Source organism: uncultured Ruthenibacterium sp. (assembly GCF_963558415.1).
In the GTDB taxonomy this organism is placed as follows: Bacteria; Bacillota; Clostridia; order Oscillospirales; family Ruminococcaceae; genus Ruthenibacterium.
In genome coordinates, this window is sequence record NZ_CAUWGY010000012.1 from 30,203 (window position 1) to 49,642 (window position 19,440).

Annotated in this window: 19 protein-coding genes; 17 read left to right on the top strand and 2 right to left on the bottom strand. The window is 47.9% G+C overall.

Annotated features, from left to right (window positions below; translation table 11 throughout):
- Window positions 1–7: 7 nt before the first annotated feature.
- The 12 genes from thrB (at window position 8) to AB5H98_RS03675 (ending at window position 11,694) form a co-directional block, all read left to right on the top strand.
- Window positions 8–901 carry a homoserine kinase gene (gene thrB, locus AB5H98_RS03620; RefSeq protein ID WP_367924555.1) on the top strand — a complete coding sequence of 298 codons (894 nt, stop codon included), beginning with the start codon at window positions 8–10 and terminating at the stop codon, window positions 899–901.
- A 31-nt stretch (window positions 902–932) separates the two neighbouring features.
- Complete coding sequence (locus AB5H98_RS03625) at window positions 933–2,138, top strand: aspartate kinase (RefSeq protein ID WP_367924556.1); 1,206 nt, start codon at window positions 933–935, stop codon at window positions 2,136–2,138.
- Window positions 2,139–2,234: 96 nt separating this feature from the next.
- Entirely contained in the window at window positions 2,235–3,245 is a 1,011-nt protein-coding gene (locus AB5H98_RS03630) for a M15 family metallopeptidase (RefSeq protein ID WP_367924557.1), read from the top strand.
- Window positions 3,246–3,269: 24 nt separating this feature from the next.
- On the top strand, window positions 3,270–4,538 hold the full coding sequence (locus AB5H98_RS03635) for a M16 family metallopeptidase (protein ID WP_367924558.1): 1,269 nt from the start codon (window positions 3,270–3,272) through the stop codon (window positions 4,536–4,538).
- Window positions 4,531–5,814 (top strand): M16 family metallopeptidase, encoded by a 1,284-nt coding sequence (locus AB5H98_RS03640; protein WP_367924559.1) that lies wholly within the window; start codon window positions 4,531–4,533, stop codon window positions 5,812–5,814. Before AB5H98_RS03635 ends, AB5H98_RS03640 begins: the two co-directional genes overlap by 8 nt.
- Entirely contained in the window at window positions 5,811–7,004 is a 1,194-nt protein-coding gene (lgt, locus tag AB5H98_RS03645; RefSeq protein WP_367924560.1) for a prolipoprotein diacylglyceryl transferase, read from the top strand. Before AB5H98_RS03640 ends, lgt begins: the two co-directional genes overlap by 4 nt.
- 18 nt (window positions 7,005–7,022) lie before the next feature.
- Entirely contained in the window at window positions 7,023–7,880 is an 858-nt protein-coding gene (folD, locus tag AB5H98_RS03650; RefSeq protein WP_367924561.1) for a bifunctional methylenetetrahydrofolate dehydrogenase/methenyltetrahydrofolate cyclohydrolase FolD, read from the top strand.
- Window positions 7,877–9,172: a hypothetical protein gene (locus AB5H98_RS03655; RefSeq protein WP_367924562.1), complete on the top strand. Its 1,296-nt coding sequence runs from the start codon at window positions 7,877–7,879 to the stop codon at window positions 9,170–9,172. The genes folD and AB5H98_RS03655 overlap by 4 nt, the downstream gene beginning before the upstream one ends.
- 113 nt (window positions 9,173–9,285) lie before the next feature.
- Window positions 9,286–9,597 (top strand): 50S ribosomal protein L21, encoded by a 312-nt coding sequence (gene rplU / locus AB5H98_RS03660; RefSeq protein WP_367924563.1) that lies wholly within the window; start codon window positions 9,286–9,288, stop codon window positions 9,595–9,597.
- An 18-nt stretch (window positions 9,598–9,615) separates the two neighbouring features.
- Complete coding sequence (gene rpmA, locus AB5H98_RS03665; RefSeq protein WP_177484461.1) at window positions 9,616–9,867, top strand: 50S ribosomal protein L27; 252 nt, start codon at window positions 9,616–9,618, stop codon at window positions 9,865–9,867.
- 116 nt (window positions 9,868–9,983) lie between these two features.
- Window positions 9,984–11,255 carry a GTPase ObgE gene (gene obgE, locus AB5H98_RS03670; protein ID WP_367924564.1) on the top strand — a complete coding sequence of 424 codons (1,272 nt, stop codon included), beginning with the start codon at window positions 9,984–9,986 and terminating at the stop codon, window positions 11,253–11,255.
- 16 nt (window positions 11,256–11,271) lie between these two features.
- The gene (locus tag AB5H98_RS03675) at window positions 11,272–11,694 is read left to right on the top strand and encodes a Mini-ribonuclease 3 (RefSeq protein ID WP_367924565.1); all 423 of its coding nucleotides are present in this window, start codon (window positions 11,272–11,274) and stop codon (window positions 11,692–11,694) included.
- A gap of 89 nt (window positions 11,695–11,783) precedes the next feature.
- Here the strand turns inward: AB5H98_RS03675 and AB5H98_RS03680 are convergent, their stop codons facing one another.
- On the bottom strand, window positions 11,784–11,945 hold the full coding sequence (locus AB5H98_RS03680) for a hypothetical protein (protein ID WP_367924566.1): 162 nt from the start codon (window positions 11,943–11,945) through the stop codon (window positions 11,784–11,786).
- Window positions 11,946–12,014: 69 nt separating this feature from the next.
- Between AB5H98_RS03680 and AB5H98_RS03685 the strand changes: the two genes are divergently transcribed.
- From AB5H98_RS03685 to AB5H98_RS03695, 3 genes are all read left to right on the top strand, one after another.
- Window positions 12,015–13,358, top strand: coding sequence for an RsmB/NOP family class I SAM-dependent RNA methyltransferase (locus AB5H98_RS03685; RefSeq protein ID WP_367924567.1), 1,344 nt, complete (start codon window positions 12,015–12,017; stop codon window positions 13,356–13,358).
- A gap of 79 nt (window positions 13,359–13,437) precedes the next feature.
- Window positions 13,438–14,175, top strand: a complete 738-nt coding sequence (locus AB5H98_RS03690) for a YebC/PmpR family DNA-binding transcriptional regulator (RefSeq protein WP_367924568.1) — start codon at window positions 13,438–13,440, stop codon at window positions 14,173–14,175.
- 18 nt (window positions 14,176–14,193) lie between these two features.
- Window positions 14,194–15,897: a PASTA domain-containing protein gene (locus tag AB5H98_RS03695; RefSeq protein ID WP_367924569.1), complete on the top strand. Its 1,704-nt coding sequence runs from the start codon at window positions 14,194–14,196 to the stop codon at window positions 15,895–15,897.
- 107 nt (window positions 15,898–16,004) lie between these two features.
- Here AB5H98_RS03695 and AB5H98_RS03700 read toward each other — a convergent pair whose 3' ends face one another.
- Window positions 16,005–18,590, bottom strand: coding sequence for an FAD-dependent oxidoreductase (locus AB5H98_RS03700; protein ID WP_367924570.1), 2,586 nt, complete (start codon window positions 18,588–18,590; stop codon window positions 16,005–16,007).
- Window positions 18,591–18,729: 139 nt separating this feature from the next.
- Between AB5H98_RS03700 and AB5H98_RS03705 the strand changes: the two genes are divergently transcribed.
- Window positions 18,730–18,900 (top strand): hypothetical protein, encoded by a 171-nt coding sequence (locus AB5H98_RS03705; protein WP_367924571.1) that lies wholly within the window; start codon window positions 18,730–18,732, stop codon window positions 18,898–18,900.
- Window positions 18,901–19,003: 103 nt separating this feature from the next.
- Window positions 19,004–19,440, top strand: a 437-nt coding sequence (locus AB5H98_RS03710) for a PLP-dependent cysteine synthase family protein (protein ID WP_367924572.1), incomplete at its 3' end; no start/stop codon positions are given.

The window sequence follows — 19,440 nt, forward strand, 5'->3', positions numbered from 1 at the left end:
GGTGCATATGATAAAAGTAAAGGTTCCTGCTACCAGCGCAAACATTGGTGCGGGATTTGACTCTTGCGGTTTAGCGCTCCAATTATACAATACTGCGCAGATGGAAGAGTTTGACGGTGTGGATATTCGCAGTGCGGACGGAACGGCGATTCCGACGACACCGGGAAATTTGATTTACCGTACGGTAAAAGAAGTTTACGATGTTTGTGGCCGCCCGTTGAAAGGGTTGCGTTTGATTCAAACCAATCCGATTCCAATGGCGCGTGGGTTAGGTTCTTCATCCGCGTGTATTGTAGCGGGTATTTTGGGGGCCAACGCTTTATTGGGAAATCCAATGGCGCAACAGGATATGCTTACTCTTGCTACAAAAATTGAAGGGCATCCGGACAACGTTGCACCTGCTTTTTTGGGCGGTTTTGTGGTGTCTGCATACGATAAAGCGCGCGTGTTTTCTCTGAAAAAGGCAATTGCCAGTTCCATTACTTTCGCGGCTTTTGTCCCGGACTTTAAGCTTTTGACCGAAAAGGCCCGTGCGGCTTTGCCCAAAAGTGTGGCACATGTGGATGCTGTTTACAATTTGTCTCGTGCAGCATTATTGGCAACGGCGTTTTGTGAAGAGCGCTACGACTTTTTGCCGATTGCCACAAAGGATTGTTTGCATCAGCCGTATCGTCTGCCCTTAATTGAAGGTGGTGAGGATGTATTTGCTCTTGCGGATGGCCTAGGAGCTTTAGCGACCTTTATCAGTGGCGCGGGTCCTACTATTTTGGCCGTAGTGCGTAGCGAGGATGCGGATGCATTCTTTGAAAGGGCCGAGGAGGCGCTGGAAGCGGACGAGGCGTTGGCGGCTTTCCATTTGCATCGTCTCGATGCGGACAACGAAGGTGCGCGTGTGCTGTGAATAATGAGTAAATGAGGGGAAGAGGACAGAAATGGCTTTAATTGTACAGAAATTTGGCGGTAGCTCTGTGGCAAACCGCGACCGTCTGTTCAATGTGGCTCGCATTGTGGCAAACACTCACAACGAGGGCAACGATGTGGTGGTCGTGGTTTCGGCGCAGGGAGACACAACAGACGATTTGATTGCGAAAGCGGGCGAGATCACGCATGATCCGTCCAAGAGAGAATTGGATATGCTGCTTGCTACGGGCGAACAAATCAGTATTGCGCTGTTGGCCATGGCGCTGGCGGAATTGGGATGCTCGGCCATTAGTCTGACTGGATGGCAGGCTGGGTTCCATACGGACCGTGCGTATAGCCGTGCTCGTATTAAGGATTTGGATACGGAGCGCATTGAAAGTGAATTGGCGCGCAACCGCGTAGTTGTAGTCGCTGGTTTTCAGGGCTTGAATCGCTACGATGACATCACGACGCTTGGACGGGGTGGATCGGATACAAGTGCGGTGGCGATTGCGGCAGCGCTTCATGCGGATCTGTGCCAAATCTATACAGATGTAGATGGTGTGTATACTGCGGATCCGCGTCTTGTTCCGAACGCACGGAAGCTGGATGTAATTACGTTTGACGAAATGCTGGAATTGGCCAGTTTGGGCGCTCAAGTACTCAATAACCGAAGCGTGGAACTGGCAAAAAAATATTCTGTCAATTTAGAAGTTCGCTCGTCACTGACGAATGTGCCGGGGACTATTGTTAAGGAGGTCGTGGACGTGGAAGGAATGCTGATCAAGGGAGTGGCAAAGGATGATAAGGTGGCTGCCGTTTCCATTTTGGATGTACCGGATCAGCCCGGTATTTCCTTCAAAGTATTCAGTTTAATGGCACAAAATAAAATTAATATCGGTATTATTTTGCAGTCCGTAGGTCGCGACGGCAACAAGGATTTGCTGTTTACGGTTCCGTTGGAGGACGCACAGCTTGCGCAGCGTCTTTTGGAGGAAAATCGTAGTCGTTTTGGCGGTCGTGAAATTAAGGTTGACACCGACGTGGCAAAGGTCAGCATCGTTGGCGCGGGAATGCAGAGTCATCCGGGTGTGGCAGCAAAAATGTTTGAAACACTGTATGAAAATAATATTAACATCCGTATGATTGCAACCAGTGAAATCAAGCTTTCTGTTATCATCAAAAAGGATGAAGCAGATCGGGCTGTAGCGGCTGTGCACGATGCGTTTTTCCGTTGATTCTTCTGGCTATTTATAGGAAACTGTGCTATACTAAAAGGCAGGCTTTTTCTAGGCCTGCCTTTTTGCATTTTCATACCGGCAGGAGGAAACAATTTGACTAAAAGAACCATTACTTCCCGCCAGGTGCGGCGAGCACAGCAGATGAAGGAAACCCAAAACGTTTCTAGAAAGCGTCGTCGGGTTCAGACTCCGCCCCGCCACCAAAATCCCGGAAGCGCGCAGGAAGAAAATCGAACAAATTCGTCTGAGAGACAGACTCCTGTTTCAGAGCAGTCGCGTGTTTCATCTGTTCCAGTACGACCAACGGATTCTGCGAAAACGGTTTCAAACAACAGACGCCGGGGATGGATGTTGTGGATGGTGGCAGTCGTTGCCATTTTGATTGGAATTGCGCTGGCTTTCTTTGCGGAGAAACAGCGGCAAGCAGAAGAACAGGCGCGTTCTGCTTCAGCCTTGGCTGCATCTGCGTCCAGAGTGGCACAGTCCATACAGGAAGAAGAAAAAATCGGACCGAAAGATCCGGATTTGTGGAGCCTCCTTTTGGCTAATACCACACACCCTCTTCCTGAGGGATATGAACCGGAGTTGGCCAGTGTAGGATATGATTTTCGGGGAATTGAACAATTTGTGGATGAGAGAGTCCAGCAGCCCCTTTTGGATATGCTGAAAGCGGCGGAAGAGGATGGAGTATACCTGCAGGTTCGGTCGGCCTATAGAAGCCATGAGAACCAGACGGTTTTGTTCGAGAGTATGAAGCAGGATTATATGGCTCAAGGCTATACGGAAGAACAGGCCTACGCAGCGACCAAACGTTGGCGTAATGTTCCTGGTACTTCTGAGCATGAGACTGGTTTAGCTGCCGATATTGTAGAAGTGGGGTATGGCGGTAGTTTGGATGAAAGTCTTGAACAAACGGAAGAGGCAAAATGGCTTTATGAAAATGCTGCTGATTTTGGATTTGTTTTGCGGTATCCAAAGGACAAAACAGACATTACCGGAACGAGTTTTGAACCATGGCACTATCGTTATGTAGGTGTAGAGGATGCTAAAAAAATTATGGCAGAAGGCCTGTGTTTGGAAGAGTATCTTGGTATGGTCGAATAATGAAATAAGCAGAGGATTTGATTTATGGAAAGAAAACAAATTTCAGACGGCGTGTATTTGACTGTTTTGCCGGCTGAACAATTTCACCGTTGCCGCATTTCCATCAACTTTATCTGGCCTGCTACTCGCGAATGGGCGACGGCAGAAGCGTTGATGCCTCTTTTGATGGAGCGCTGTTGCGCGGATTGTCCGGATATGACGCTGCTTTCCAAGAAGTTGGCGCGGCTGTATGGTGCTTCACTTTCAGTGGATGGAGTGGTAAACAGCGGAAGCCGTGTCTTGACAGTGGCTGTAGGCGGCATCAAAGATGAATTTGCTTTAAATGGGGAACAACTCAGTTCAGAATACGCAACGTTAGCATTGGCAACGGCTTTTCGCCCGTATTTTGTGAATGGTGTGTTTGACCCGGAAGCGGTGGAGATTGAAAAGGAACAGCTTCGTGAATTGATTGCCGGCGAGGTCAATGAAAAAAGAGGATATTGTATACGACAGGCACGTCGCAAGTTTTTCGGAGATTCTGCCGCTGGTGTAGAAAGATATGGATATGCGCAGGAAGTAAACGGACTGTCATCTGAGCAGGTGACGAAGGCATTTTTTAGAATGTTATGCACTGCTCGCATTGAAGTGATGGTGTTGGGAGCAGATGCAGCGGCGGTTGAGCAAAGTGTGAAACAGGCTTTGGTGGGACTGGAACGTAAACCGGATGCACTTCCGCAGGCTTTTGCACGGCCGGCTCAGTCCGAACAAAGTTTTGAGGAACCCATGGACACCGCACAGGGCAAATTGTGCTTGTTGTTTACGTCTGGACAGCCGCAGAGTCCGGAACAACTGAGTGCAGCGCGTGTGGCGGTAGCGTTGTTAGGTGGCACGGCCACTTCACGCCTGTTCGTAAATGTTAGAGAAAAACGAAGCCTTTGCTATTATTGCGCGGCTTCGTATGCTTCCATGATGGGAATGTTATGTATCGACAGCGGCGTGGAACATCAGAATGCGTCGGCTGCCAAAAAGGCGATTTTGGAAGAGTTGGATGCACTCAAAAATGGCCCCATCACAGAAAAAGAGTTAAATGACACAAAGCGCAGTTTGAAAAATCAACTGGCTGCGGTGACTGATACGCTTCAGGGAATGGAAAACTGGTATTTTGGTGAGATTCTGCGCGCAAGTCTTCTTTCTCCGCAACAAGTTATGGAGCAGGTAGATGCGGTTACCAAAGAGGATGTGCAGAATGTGCTGCGAACGTTCACGCTCTCTGTTTCCTATACACTGACGAAGGGAGAGAATGCGCATGTCTGAACGCAGTAAGCAGGCAGTTTTGAAAGCCACTGAATTTGAAAAGGTAGTATTGCCCAACGGATTGACGGTTTTGGTCCATTCCATGCCCGAATTTACGGGAGTTTATGCTCTGTATGGCACGCGGTTCGGCAGCATTGATCGCTCCTTTATTTTGAATGGCAAGCGCTGGGATTTGCCGGCAGGAGTGGCACATTTTCTAGAACATAAAATGTTTGAAAATGAAGAAGGAGATGCGTTTACACTTTACGCAAAGACCGGCGCGAACGCAAATGCATATACCAGCTTTGATAAAACATGTTATTTGTTTTCGGCCTCCAATCGGACAGATGAAAATTTGGATATCCTGTTGAGCTTTGTGTCTCGACCGTATTTTACGGAAAAGACCATTGCCAAGGAACAAGGAATCATTGGGCAAGAAATTAAGATGTACGATGATTCCCCCGAGTGGAGATTAATGTTTAGCGTGTATCAGTGTCTGTATCAAAAGCATCCGGTGCGTGAAGATATTGCTGGAAGTGTGGAGAGCATTGCGGAGATTACCCCGGAGATGCTGTATGCTTGTACGGACGCTTTTTACCGGCCGCAGAATATGGCTTTGGCGGTAGCCGGAAATGTAACGATGGCTCAGGTTTTGCAGGCGGTGGAGCGCGCGAACATTCCCGAAAAGGAAGGAAATGTAGAGCGGTTGCCGGTTTGTGAACCGCTACAGGTTGCAAAGCCGCGTATGGAGTTTAGTATGCCGGTATCCAAACCATTGCTTGGCTTGGGGTTCAAAGAGGTTGTTCCAGCGCCAAAAGAGCAATTGAAAACGGAATTTCTATGCGAAATGCTGACGGAATTGATTTGTGGCAGCATGACGCCGCTGTATCGAAAATTGTACGATGAAAATTTGGTCAGTCCTGGCTTTTCCGGTGAGACGCTTAGTGTGCCAGGTGCTTTATGTATTATGTTTGGCGGGGAGACAGGGCGTCCGGAGTATGTGCGTGAGCTGCTGTTGAAGGAGATTGAACGTCTCAGGACAGAAGGCATAGAAGAAGAACTGTTTACCCTGTGTAAGAATCAACTGTATGGAGAGTTGATTGCAGATCTTGAAAATATTGACGATGTGGCCACGGGGTTATTCAGCACATTCAGTCGCGGACGCACGCCCGCTGAGGAAATTGAAACACTGGCGGCCATTTCATTGGACGATATAAACGGTGCGTTGAAAGCGATGCTCTGTGAAGAGTGCAGCTCCACCGTAATCATTCATCCCGTTGGGGAAAAGAAGGAGTGAATGAACTCGTGATCAATCATGTGACGTTTCCGGGCCTTGGAATTTCTCTCACCATCAATCGGGTAGCATTTACCGTATTCGGCGTTCCTGTGTATTGGTATGGAATATGTATTGCACTTGGTTTGGTACTTGGTTTGGTATTTGCTTTTTCAAAGGCTCGCAGCTACGGTATCAACAGTGACCGTATGATTGACGTCGTTATGTTGGCGACGCTTTGCGCTATTGTGGGTGCACGTGCTTATTATGTAGCTTTTGCCCCCTTTGAGTATGAAAGCCTTTGGGATATGGTCAATCTTCGTGATGGCGGATTGGCCATTTATGGTGGTGTCCTGGCGGCGTTTATATCCGGAATTCTTTTGTGTCGCTGGCGCCGAGTGCCGACACTTCCAATGTTTGATTTGGCTGCAATGGGATTTTTGATTGGTCAAGGAATTGGTCGTTGGGGCAATTTCTTTAACCAGGAGGCATTCGGAACCAACACGACTTTGCCTTGGGGAATGTATAGCGAGGGGACACAGAATTATCTGGCCACGGTGCAAGCTACTCTGGCGGCCCAAGGTGTAACAGTGGACCCGTCTCTTCCGGTACATCCGACTTTTCTGTATGAAAGTTTATGGTGTCTGCTGGGCTTTTTGATTTTGTTTTTGTATCAGCGGCACCGCAAGTTCCATGGCGAGATTTTCTTGCTTTATGTAATTTGGTATGGAATGGAACGTTTTGTGGTAGAAGGCTTGCGTACAGACAGCTTGGAAACAGTAGGTGGAGTTCGGGTAAGCCAGTTGCTCGCTTTGGTTTCCGTGATCGTGGCGGGAGCCGTTTGGCTGTGGCAACGTAAAAAATGCCAGGGTCAGTCTTTGATGATTACGTATCCAGTGGTGGATAAAAGGCTGAAAGGTCCTGCGGTTTTGACCTGGGAACTTGGCAAAGAACCAAGTGAGCAGGAATTGAAAGCGCAAATTGAACAGCTTGTGGAGCAGCAACAATCGGCGGAATCTTCTCAGGAAGAGCCGGCACAAGTTCCCTGTGCGAATACCACCAAGGCGCAGCAGCGCAAACCGCATCAGAGCCGTTCTGCTGTGCTGGAACGCCGTGCGTCTCGACAAATAGAAAATATACACGCGGAAGCGGCTAGATCTGTGCGGTCTTTGGAAAATGAACGGCCCAGCAGGAGAAAAATTCGTCACGGATGAACCATAGGGGGGAAGAGAATGGCGATGCTAATCAGCGGCAAAGAACTTGCTGAAAAAGAAAAAGAAAAGGTAGCTCGAGAAGTGGAGACCTTGCGCGGTGAGGGAATCCGCGTCAAACTTGTGGTCATTATTGTTGGAGATGACCCAGCAAGCAAAACCTACGTGGCGGGAAAGGCAAAGGACTGCGCTGCGTGTGGTATTGAATCTGAAGTAGTGCGGTTTCCACAGCAGACTACGGAAGAAGAGCTGCTGGAAAAGGTACGCGCTTGCAATGAGGATCCGACAGTTAATGGCCTTTTGGTGCAGCTCCCTCTGCCCAAGCATATTTGCGAAAAAAATGTGATCAATGCAATTGCACCGGAAAAAGATGTGGATGGATTCACACCGGTGAATGTCGGCAGAATGGTCATTGGAGAATCCTGTTTTCTACCATGCACTCCGGCGGGCTGCATAGAGATGCTGCAAAGCACGGGACTGCCAATCGATGGAAAAAAAGCAGTTGTGATCGGACGTTCGAATATTGTAGGAAAACCGATGGCTCTTTTGCTGTGTGCTCAAAATGCAACTGTCACACTATGCCATTCGCATACCAGAGACCTAGCGGATATTTGCCGACAGGCGGATATCCTTGTGGCTGCTGTGGGACGAGAATCTTTTGTGACGGCAGATATGGTCAAAGAAGGCGCGGTGGTGATCGATGTCGGCATTAATCGCGGAGCGGATGGAAAGTTACATGGAGATGTGGATTTTTCTGCGGTCAGCGAAAAGGCTGCATTTATTACTCCTGTCCCAGGCGGCGTGGGATTGATGACTCGTGCGATGCTTATGCGTAATACATTGGAGGCCGCCAAACGCCAGAGCGGACGCTTTGAATGAACATTGTTCGAAAAAACACCTGGTTGATTTTGGTCTACGTCATTTTCTTCTGTGCGGTATTTTTATTTGGACCGGGAAAAACAATGGCTGCTGGTACAGATATCACGTCAGAAGAAATTATGATTGGCGATATGCTGTATGACAGAATAAATCCGGATGACCCAGAAAGGATTCTCCTTCAAAAATATGTTTCACCTTTGACAGAGCATAGTCTAGGCAGAAAATATGTAACAAAGGTGTACGTAGAGGGCGGAACTCTCCCCACAGAGGAGTTTGAAACTTATGATTCACAGCCGGGCCTGGCGGGGATTGTTTATGGTGTGATGGATCGTGTGCTTCCTTTCGCGCCTGGCACACGATTGGCTTTTTTGCATGTGCTTAACGGTGCGTTGTATTGCTTAATGCTGACGATTCTCTTCGCATGGGCTTCAAGATGGTTCTCTAAAACTTCGCTTGTACTTTGCGCTGTTTTTGCGGCACTTGCCATGCCACATACCTTCAGTTTTGCAACCAACCTATACTGGCTGGGCTGGGTACAAATGCTACCTATGGCGGTAATATGTTTGCTGCTCCAAAAATGGAAGACATATCCAAAGAAATGTTGGGGGTTGTTTTTGGGGGCGTTTATTCCGTGTGCGGTACGCTTTTTGTGCCAGTATGAATATGTTTCGGATGTGTGCATTTGCCTAATGGTACCTATTTTGGTTCAGGTATGTAACGAATGGAAGGGTTGGCGACAATTCTGGAAGGTAACTTTGCCGCCTGCGTTTGGTGCGGTGGCTGCTTTTGGATTTTCAGTCATCTACAAATTGTGCTTGCTTGCTTACCTGGACGGCGGTTTTGCAGCCGCATGGAAGCGATTTATGGAGCCCGTGGCGGTGCGCCTTTTGGGAAAAGCGTCTTCTGCTTATGAATATTCGCAAGAAGCGTCACAGGCAGGTTTGGGCGAAACGTTCTACCGTATTTTTAAAACCCCGCTTTATCAAATTGGCGGTATTCGCGTTCAGCTTTGGCATTTTGTAGCATTGGCCTTTATGGCTGTATTGGTGCTGGCATTGCTTTCTCTGGGGCATAAAAGTGCAGAAAAGCGTGGTCCGCAGATTTGTTTTGCATTTTTAACTTTCCTTGCGGCAGTTTCCTGGCTGATCCTTGCAAAGCCGCATAGTTATGTGCATGTGGGCTGGGCTCAGTCTACGTTTTTCATGCCATTTCTTTTGTTCTTGCCAGCGTATTGGTGGTTGGCGGCAAAAGATATTTGGCGTTTTTGGCGTGGTAGACGGAAGAACGCTTGACACCAAACGGGGTTTGTGGTATAGTGTATGAGCCGCTTGGTTTGGGCTCCTGAAGTTCTGGGAAATCCGGACGCCTGTTTGTCCAGCGAGACTTATGAAAATGAGGGAAACAAATGTACGCAGTTATCGTTACTGGCGGGAAACAGTACCGCGTAGAAAAAGGCGACGTGATCTTCGTAGAGAAGTTGAACGTTGAGGCGGACAGCACTTATACCTTTGACAATGTGCTGGCTGTTGGTGAAGAAGGAAGCGTAAAATTCGGTACTCCGGTTGTTGAGGGTGCCAAAGTTACCGGCAAAGTCCTGAAAAACGGAAAAGGCAAAAAAATCACGGTTTTGACTTATCGTCCGAAAAAAGATTCCAAACGGAAAAAAGGACATCGTCAGCCGTATACAAAAATTGAGATCACCGAGATCAACGGTTAATAGAGGAGGGGATTTTACATGGCACATAAAAAAGGTGTAGGTTCTACCAAAAACGGCCGTGATTCCGAGTCCAAACGCCTCGGCGTAAAACGCGGCGACGGCCAGTTTGTACTCGCCGGCAATATTTTGGTTCGTCAGCGCGGCACTCACATCCATCCGGGTGAGAATGTTGGCCGTGGAAGCGACGACACTCTGTTCGCTCTGGTTGACGGTCGTGTTTCTTTTGAGCGCGTTGGCCGTGACCGCAAACAGGTCAGCATCAAGCAATAAGTTTGTTTTTGCAAGCCGGGGCGTTGGTCCCGGCTTTTTTGTGTAAACTGGGAATACTAAAACAGACCGAAGAACACCGCGCACGATGTTATACGCATCGGGAAAAGGAGACATGAATGTTTATCGATACTGCACAAATTTATATTAAGGCAGGCAACGGCGGTGATGGTGCGGTTGCATTTCATCGCGAAAAGTATGTAGCAGCAGGTGGTCCGGACGGTGGTGATGGCGGCCGTGGCGGCAATGTCGTGTTTGTGGCGGATTCCAATCTTTCTACTTTGATGGATTTTCGTTATAAGCGCAAGTATGTGGCTCAGACGGGTGAAAACGGTCGCGGAAGCCGTTGTAATGGAAAGAATGCGCCGGACCTTGTTATTCGTGTGCCGCGGGGAACCGTAGTGCGTGATGCCGAGAGCAATCTGGTGATTGCGGATATTTCGGGAGATCAGCCGGTCGTTATTGCGAAAGGCGGAAAAGGCGGATGGGGAAATGTTCATTTTGCGACTCCGACGCGTCAGATTCCTAAATTTGCAAGACCCGGACAAAAAGGCGAGGAATTGACTGTTCGCTTGGAACTGAAGTTGATTGCGGATGTAGGCTTGGTTGGCTTTCCCAATGTAGGGAAAAGTACGATTATTTCGGGGATCAGTGCTGCGAAACCCCAAATTGCGAATTACCATTTTACGACGCTATCTCCCGTTTTGGGCGTAGTGAAGGTAGGACCGGAAGCGAGCTTTGTGGCTGCGGATATTCCGGGTCTGATTGAGGGCGCTGCAGATGGGATTGGTTTGGGACATGATTTTTTGCGTCACGTGGACCGTTGCAGACTGCTTTTGCATGTAGTAGATGTGTCGGGATGTGAAGGCCGTGATCCCAAAGAGGATTTTGAAAAGATCAATCAGGAGCTAGAGCGCTTTTCTAGCGAATTGGCCCAGCGTCCTCAAATCGTATTGGCAAACAAATGCGATATTGCAACTCAGGAACAAATTGATTCTTTCCGCACGTTTATTGAGGAAAAAGGGCTGTTGTTCCTGCCGGTCAGTGCGGCTACGCGCCAAGGATTGGATGTGCTTCCAGGCTTGGTATATGAGCGATTGAAAGAGTTGCCGCCTGTTGTGGTGTATGAACCAGAATATGTGAAGCCGGATCCGGCATTGAAGGATCCAAGGGCGTTCACGGTCACCAAAGAGTCGGAGCATGTGTGGAACGTGGAAGCTCCGTGGCTTGAGGATATTTTGGCAGGTAGCGATGTGGATGATTATGAGAGTTTGCAATATTTCCAGAGACAATTGATGGATAGCGGTGTGATTGATCGACTTGTAGAATTGGGCGTAGAAGAGGACGATACAATTTGCATTGGTGAGTACCAGTTTGACTATGTATTCTGAGAAAGGAGGGCGTCCAGTGCTTTTTGAACCGCAAAAAGGGGACAAAGTGGATATTCGTGAACAGTCGCCTTTGTCGCTTGCATTTGTAGGAGACGGCGTTTATGAGGTCCTGGTACGCGCTCGCTTGGTGGAGTATACGCGGCTTGTGCCAAATCAGTTGCATCGTCATGCGGTACGATTTGTTTGTGCGCGAGGCCAGTATCAGGCCCTCAAGGCGCTTATTCCTCTTTTGAGCGAAGAAGAGGCTTCTGTGGTGAGACGTGGAAAAAACGCAAGTAAAGCTACCGTTGCAAAACATGCCACTGCGCAAGAATACAGAGCTTCTACGGCGTTAGAGGCACTGTTTGGTTGGTTATATTTACGAGGAGAAGAAGAACGAATTTACCAATTGTTTGACGTGGCATGGAACGCCATTGAGGCGGCGGAACAACCGGAATAATCAAAAAGCGCGGCGTGTGTTCCAAGGGATCTGTGCTTTGGAAAACACGCTGCGCTTTTGTGCGTACAAATTTTTAAGAGGATCGGAGCTTATTTGCAGTTGGATGCACTGCGGCTGTTGGAGCTTGTGGTTCTGCCAGAGACCTTGTTGCTAACCTTGCTGGTTGTTTTGTTGCTGGTCTTGTTAGAGGTACCGGCAGTTTTAGAAGAAGTGGTGCGATTGGAAGTTTTGTTTGTATTGCGATTATCCATTGTCATTTCACCTCCTGACACCCATAGTATCTGCAGATTTTTTTGCAATATACGAGAGGAAAATTTTTTATGAGTAATCTCTATTTTGAAACGCGTGAACGTGCCCTTTTAGGAGACGAGTTTGATCGTTTGTACAAGGCGCCGGAGCGCGTTTGTCGTGCCGTTACAGTAAATCTGCTACGCACAGATGCGGAGCAATTCGCCGAAAAAGTGGATTTTGTGGATGGAAGATCTCCGTTTTGTTTGGAGAGTTTCTACTTGAAAGATGATATGCGTCCGGGTAGGCATCCGTACCATCATGCGGGTGTGTATTATGTCCAGGAAGCGAGTGCGGCTGGCCCGGCGGCTCTTTTGAATATACAGCCGGGCGATAGAGTGATGGATTTATGTGCTGCTCCGGGCGGAAAGTCCAGTCAACTTGGCGCAAAGCTGAGGGGAAAAGGCATTCTGGTATCCAATGAATACATGGCACCTCGTGCGCAGATTTTGAAAAATAATTTAGAGCGTATGGGAATCGCCAATTCAATCGTATTGAATGAAGATGCGGAAAGAATTGCGCGTTTGTTCCCAGAGTATTTTAATAAAATTCTTGTGGATGCACCTTGTTCAGGAGAGGGAATGTTTCGCAAGGAAGAGCAAGCGGTGCGGCAGCATTCCCAAGCATTGGTAAAGCAATGTGCGGCACTGGGAGCTGAAATCCTGGAGTCTGCAGCACGCTGCCTTGCACCCGGTGGTTTGTTGTGTTATTCTACCTGCACTTTTTCGCCGGAAGAGGATGAGGGGCAAATTGGTCAATTCCTGGCTCGGCATCCGGAATTTTCGATTCTTCCGGCTCGCCTATCTGCCGGTACCGAAGGGGAGCCAAAGCGGTGCGGGGAGAATCACTTTGATGCCTCAAAGTGTTGGCGCATTTATCCTTGCCATGGTGGGGAAGGCCACTTTATGGCTCTTTTGAAAAAGCAGGGTGCATCGTCTTTTGGGGTTGCAACGCGTATTAAAGGAAAATCAACAAAAGAGTGCGATTCTTTTTTGAAAGAGTATTTTGGAAAGTTGCCCGGAACCATTTTTTCAGTAGGAGAGCGTATTTATCTTTTGCCGGAAGATTTTCCATCGGAAATTTTAAAATTAAAGGTCCTGCGATGTGGGGTGGAGCTTGGAAGTATGGCAAAAGGACGCTTTGTGCCGGCGCATGGTCTAGTGATGGCTTTTGGCGGCCGATGCAGGAATGTGGAACGCCTGTCTTTGGATGATTCGAGGACACAAGCTTGGCTGCGAGGAGAAGAAATTGCTGCAGGTACTTCACAAAATGGATGGACAGCGGTCTTGGTGGACGGCTTCCCACTCGGCTGGGGAAAGTGCAGTGGGGGACGGGTGGAAAATCATTATCCAAAAGGGTTGAGAAATCTGGGATAGTTGATTTCATAGACTTTTTATGATATACTAATTTAGTTAAAATGGTATTTTTATACTAACGTTTTAGGGGGTTCCTGTTATGTCAGGGCATAGTAAATGGAATAATATTAAGCGCAAAAAGGAAAAGACCGACGGGCAGCGCGCCAAAATCTTTACGAAAATTGGCCGCGAAATGTCTGTGTGCATTAAAGCGGGTGGACCGGATCCTGCGGTCAACGGAAAGTTGCGTGATTTGATAGCAAAAGCGAAAAGCCTGAATGTCCCCAATGATAATATTCAGCGCATTATAAAGAAAGCTCAGGGTGGTGAGAAGGACGATTACGAAAGCATCACCTATGAAGGATACGGCCCCAATGGAATCGCTATGATGGTGGAGACCTTGACGGATAACCGTAACCGCACGGCTGGCAACTTGCGCCATTATTTCGATAAGTTTGGAGGAAACTTGGGCAATAATGGCTGTGTCGGCTTTTTGTTCAGTGAGCAAGGCGTCATTGTTCTTGATGTAGAAGGCAAGGACGAAGAAACCGTTATGGAAGATGCGTTTCATGCCGGCGCAGATGATTTTGATATGGCGGATGACGTGGCGGAGATCACCACTTCTCCTGCGGCATTTAGTGAGGTACGACAGGCTCTGGAGAACAAAGGATATAGCTTTATCTCGGCTGAGGTGGCTATGGTTCCTTCTACTCGTACCGCGTTGACCGATCCGGATGCTTTGAAAAATATGGGACTTCTTCTGGATCATTTGGAAGACGACGACGACGTGCAGAACGTTTGGCATAATCTTGAAAATGAAGAAGACCTGGACCGCTGAGAAGGTCTTGCCTTGTGAATGGAGAGAGAAAGGAAGGTGACGGCTTTGCCCGAGCAGATTATATGTGATCATTGCATGTCCTGCGTGGATGTGGGGCTAGCCGAATGCCCGTTCTGCGGCACCAAATTTGAGAATCGGAATCCAAGAGGTACACTGCCTGCATACAGCCTTTTGGCGGGACGTTATACCATCGGGTCGTGCATTGCTGTGGACGGAGAAGGTGTAACTTATCAGGCTATTGACTGTACAAATGCGCATCGGGTTGTAATCAAAGAATATGTTCCGGTCACTATGTGTGCTGCGCGTACTCGCGAGGGAGCGGTGGTACCCCGTGCAGGCAAAGAGGTCTTATTCAAGACTACGCGGATGGATTTTGTCGATCTGTATCGAAGCTTGGTCACATTGGGGCGTACGGAAGGCTTGGTAACGGTTTTGGATTTGGTCGAGACCAATAATACGGCCTATGCCGTGCGGGAGCCGGATGAGGGAGAAACCCTTCAGGCGTACTTAGATGCGCGGGAAGAGCCTCTTACGCAAGAGGAAGCATTGTTGTTGTTGCGTCCTGTTGTATATGGCGTAGAGGCGATGCATCGGATGGGCCTTTTGCACAGAGGCATTAGTCCGGAAACTGTTTTTATTACTCCAGCCGGAGCAAAGTTGTCTGGGTATGCGACGCTTGGCTTGCGCAATGCGGGAGGAGAGCTGAAGAGTCAGCTTGTGGATGGCTATGCTGCGCCGGAGCAATATGCGGTTGCTGAGTTCGATGGAAAGTATACAGACATTTACAGTTTGGGTGCTTTGTTCTATCGTGCACTGACGGGACATACTCCGTTGGCAGCAAACTTGAGACGCACCAATGACAATATGCTGCCAGCGCATCGTGTGAATCGAGAGCTGCCAGGGTACGTTTCCACGGCAATTGGGCGTGCTATGCGGTTAACTCCGAGTGAGCGACCGCAATCCGCATCCGATTTGTTAGCGGCAATTACTACACCGAGCCGGATGGATCATCGGTTCCATTTGACTACTCGGCAGTGGAAGTTTGTGGCGATTGCGGCGCTTGGTTTGTTTTTGGTGATTCTTCTCAGCATTTGGGCAATTTTAAGCGCGCTGGGTGGTTCTGAGGAGTCTTCTTCGATTTCTGAATCTTCCTCGTCCTCTACCAGTCAAATTTCTTCTTCTCAAAGCAGTTCTTCTCAATCCGTGGCGAAAGAAGTTTCTGTGCCGAATTTTGTGGGCAATAAGTACCAGGATATCATTGACAGTGATACTTATAAAGAGACGTTTTTGTTTACCACTGAATATGAATACAGCGATGATTATGATGAAGGTGTAGTGATTCGCCAGGAGCCGGCTTTTGGAAGCAAGGTGCTTCCTGGGGCAACGGTTAAGCTGATTGTGAGCAAAGGATCCGAGTATGCTACGATACCGACGGATATTGTTGGGCTCAGTAAAGGCGATGCGCAAGCCGTTTTGAATGAACGCAATATTTCTTTCGAAATTGTAGACTATAGTAATGCGGATGGAAAATACAAAGCTTATACTGTGGTCAAAACGGATCCGGAACCCGGACAAAAAGTGAAGATGAATGATACGGTTGTGAAGGTTTATGTAGCAACGGAACCGCCTGCTTCCTCTTCGAGTGAGCAGACTCCGCCGCCAACTTCTTCCTCACAGATACCGGAGACATCTTCCAGTCAAGTGACAACAGACGGTACGTAAATCAAAAAGGCACAAGAAAAGCCAATGCTTTTCTTGTGCCTTTTCTTTTATGAAGCAGTAAAAATATAGACGCCGGCAGCCTTTCCGGTGCCGGCGTCTAGCTTTGATCAACAGGTTGCTCCGCCTTTCAGATGCTTTTGGGCAGCAAGATTTTCCTGCTTGCGCAAAAGTAAATCATTGCTGAGGAGCTGCTTTTGAACATTTTCAAATCCAATACGAGCAATCGTATCCGAGAAACGTTCGCCAGTGATTCCTTGTTCGCGGAACAAAAGAATGGCTTTTTCTACTACTTCCAAGATTTCTTCCTTGCTGGTGAAAATTTTATCCAAGGCAAGGCCTTGCGCTACATGTTTTCCCCAACGGCCGCCAATGTAAATTTTGTATCCGTTTGTATACTGTGTGATCGCGCCAAACGGGCACTTATTGACACAGCGTCCACAGTGGTTGCACGCATTTTCATCAATGGCAATTTTATTATCCGTTACATGAGCTACGTGAATGGGACAGGCGCTTTCCACCTGGCAGACGTTGCAACCATGGCATTTGGAAAAATCGATTTCAGGAATTCTTTGACCAATGATGCCCAAATCGTTCAAATCCGGTTTTACGCAATTGTTTGGACAGCCGCCTACGGCGATTTTAAACTTATGCGGCAGTTTTACTTCGCGGTAACCATGGTAAAAACGTTCGTGGATTTCTTCCGATAGAGCAAAAGTATCAATTAATCCATACTGGCAGGTTGTTCCCTTGCAGGACACTACCGGACGAACTTTTGAGCCGGTTCCGCCGGTCTCCAATCCATTCTGAGTAAGATAGTCGCGAAGCGGTTCAATGTTGGCATAAGGTACACCCTGAATTTCCAAGGTCAGACGAGAAGTCATTGTGATTTCGCCGCTGCCAAATCGATCGGCTGCTTCTGCAATTACTTTGCTTTCTTCTGCAGTGACCTTACCATTGCGTGTAATCACTCGGGCATTGAAACGGTCAGGTGTCCGTTTGTCTTGTAAGAAGCCGAGTGCTTTTACGCGTGTGACGTCCTCAGAAGAAACCGTGGTATTGGCATTTTCCACTTTTACATCGTTGAAGAACAGCGCTCCTTCCAATACTTTTGTATTGATATAGCCATATGCCTTCAACCGATTTTGCAGGAAATAACCGCGCTTCCCTTTGGCACATACAAGAAGAAGCTTCTGGTCGAAATCCAAACCATCAATGGGGCCATTCACTTTTCCAAGATCAATCCATTTTGCGCCCGGAATAGAGGGCTGGGGAGCAACGTCCAAAATGATATAATCTTTAGCAGCACCCGCTGTGTACTCGGCGGGGGTCATGCTTTGCATTACACCTGTGAGCTTGTTCAAAAGAATATATACGGCTTGGACGAAAGGATGGATTGCAGTAGAAAAAGGAGGTGCATAGGAATAATCGAGATTTTCAAAGTCTTCCAATCGTGCATTGAGAGAGAGACCAGTGACGGCAATATCAATCATCTTGTCTACTGCGCCTGGACCGAATACTTGTGCACCCAGCAATTGGTGGCTTTGTTTATCGGCGATCAACTTTGTTACAAAGAAAGCAGCATCAGGATAGTAGTGTGCTTTGTCGTCGGTTACAGCAAGAGCAGTCTCTACATCGTAACCGGCTTGCTTCGCCTGTTCCTCGGTCAATCCAGTACGACCGCCGTTTAGCCCGGGCAACTTTACAACGCCGGTTCCTAATACTCCAGGATAATGTTTTTCCATTCCGCCCATGATTTGAGCAAGCGTGCGACCTTCATAGTTGGCGGAAGATCCCATCGCAGACCATTGAGGCATCTTTGTTAGGCGATTTTTTACTAAGACGCAGTCACCAGCGGCATATACATCCGGAATATTGGTGTGCAATTGGTCGTCCACGACAATAAGACCGCGTTCCATTTGAATCCCGCTGTCCGAAAGCCAGCCGGTATTGGGGCGAATACCTACGCTCATTACTACCAAATCGGTAATGATTTTTCCGGCGCTTGTCAAAACACCTGTAACCGCTCCGTTTTCCTGAAGGATTTCATTGACCTTCACACCTGTAAGAACGCGAATGCCTGCCTTTTGCAGATGTTTTTTAGCAAAGGCCGCCATTTCGGGATCGAATACATTGGGCATGATTTGGTCGGCAATATCAACGACGGTAACGTTGAGACCACGAGACAAAAGGTTTTCGGCAATTTCCAAGCCAATAAATCCGCCACCAACAACTACCGCACGACGTGCTTGCTGCTGATTCAAATATGAACGCAGGTTTTCGGCATCGTCTGGAGTACGCATTTTGAAAACGCCGGCACTTTCGATGCCTGGCAGGGCCGGCATGATCGAAGAAGCACCGGTAGAGATGACGCAGCAATCATACGAATAAACTTCTTCCGCTCCAGTGTCTAAGTTTTTTGCATATACAGTTTTGTGTTCTTTATCCAGGCGGAAAGCCTCACGACCCGTATGTACGGTTACACCCGTCAAAGCGGCATATTTTTCAGGAGTATTCACAATTAAGTCGTCGCGGGATTCGATGGAGTTGCCCACATAATAAGGCAATCCGCATCCAGCATAAGAAATATCCTTGTCGCGGCTTAACAACGTGATGTCGGCGCTTCGGTTCATGCGCTTGAGTTTAGCGGCAGTTTTGGTACCGGCCGCTACACCACCAATGATTAATACTTTCATTTTTTTACTCCTTCCTCCAACTGATTGGAGCGATACTACACTTTATTATACGCTCAGTTTGTAGCAGTGGCAAGAAATAGAATTCATGAAATGAATATTTCAAAAAATTTGACGGATGATAATGAGGAGGTGAGAAAAAATGCAGAATTTTGAAGACTATACCCCGGAAATGTTGGTTTACTATAATTCTTTGAAGGACCCCTTAAAGAAAAGATTAGCTGACAGCAATTTTGCCATAGGAGATATGCAAAGCCTTGCGGCTGCGGCAGAAATGTTGGCGCAGGCGGGTATGGGCGGCTTGCCGGAATAAATTTTGAAGAGCGTCCGTTTTGACGGACGCTCCTTTTGCAAACAGATGCCGCACTTGCATCTAAAAAATGGCCTCGATATAATAAAACAAAGGAGGTCGTTTTATGGCAGAACAAATTTTTTCAGATATTACACAGGTGATTGGACATACACCTTTGGTTAAATTGAGTCGATTGACCGAAAAGATGGGCGCGGCGGGAACAATTCTTGCAAAGCTGGAAGGTCAAAATCCGGCGGGAAGCGCCAAAGATCGCGTAGCGCTTCATATGTTGGAGGTAGCACAAAAAGAGGGGAAACTTAAGCCAGGTGGAACCATTGTGGAACCTACGAGCGGTAATACAGGAATCGGATTGTGTGCAGTTGCGGCGGCCCGTGGATATAAAGTCATTATTACAATGCCGGAAACCATGAGTGCAGAGCGCAGAAAGTTGATGAAGGCATATGGCGCCGAATTGATTTTGACCGACGGAAAAAAGGGAATGGCTGGAGCGATTCAGAAAGCAGAAGAAATTGCGGAAAAAACCGGTGCTTTATTGGCTGG

Bases quoted from the DNA above. Each gene is read 5' to 3' on its own strand.
- thrB (WP_367924555.1), top strand. From the start codon at position 8: ATGATAAAAGTAAAGGTTCCTGCTACCAGCGCAAACATTGGTGCGGGA.
- AB5H98_RS03625 (WP_367924556.1), top strand. From the start codon at position 933: ATGGCTTTAATTGTACAGAAATTTGGCGGTAGCTCTGTGGCAAACCGC.
- AB5H98_RS03635 (WP_367924558.1), top strand. From the start codon at position 3,270: ATGGAAAGAAAACAAATTTCAGACGGCGTGTATTTGACTGTTTTGCCG.
- AB5H98_RS03640 (WP_367924559.1), top strand. From the start codon at position 4,531: ATGTCTGAACGCAGTAAGCAGGCAGTTTTGAAAGCCACTGAATTTGAA.
- folD (WP_367924561.1), top strand. From the start codon at position 7,023: ATGGCGATGCTAATCAGCGGCAAAGAACTTGCTGAAAAAGAAAAAGAA.
- AB5H98_RS03655 (WP_367924562.1), top strand. From the start codon at position 7,877: ATGAACATTGTTCGAAAAAACACCTGGTTGATTTTGGTCTACGTCATT.
- rplU (WP_367924563.1), top strand. From the start codon at position 9,286: ATGTACGCAGTTATCGTTACTGGCGGGAAACAGTACCGCGTAGAAAAA.
- rpmA (WP_177484461.1), top strand. From the start codon at position 9,616: ATGGCACATAAAAAAGGTGTAGGTTCTACCAAAAACGGCCGTGATTCC.
- obgE (WP_367924564.1), top strand. From the start codon at position 9,984: ATGTTTATCGATACTGCACAAATTTATATTAAGGCAGGCAACGGCGGT.
- AB5H98_RS03680 (WP_367924566.1), bottom strand. From the start codon at position 11,945: ATGGATAATCGCAATACAAACAAAACTTCCAATCGCACCACTTCTTCT.
- AB5H98_RS03685 (WP_367924567.1), top strand. From the start codon at position 12,015: ATGAGTAATCTCTATTTTGAAACGCGTGAACGTGCCCTTTTAGGAGAC.
- AB5H98_RS03690 (WP_367924568.1), top strand. From the start codon at position 13,438: ATGTCAGGGCATAGTAAATGGAATAATATTAAGCGCAAAAAGGAAAAG.
- AB5H98_RS03695 (WP_367924569.1), top strand. From the start codon at position 14,194: ATGGAGAGAGAAAGGAAGGTGACGGCTTTGCCCGAGCAGATTATATGT.
- AB5H98_RS03700 (WP_367924570.1), bottom strand. From the start codon at position 18,590: ATGAAAGTATTAATCATTGGTGGTGTAGCGGCCGGTACCAAAACTGCC.
- AB5H98_RS03705 (WP_367924571.1), top strand. From the start codon at position 18,730: ATGCAGAATTTTGAAGACTATACCCCGGAAATGTTGGTTTACTATAAT.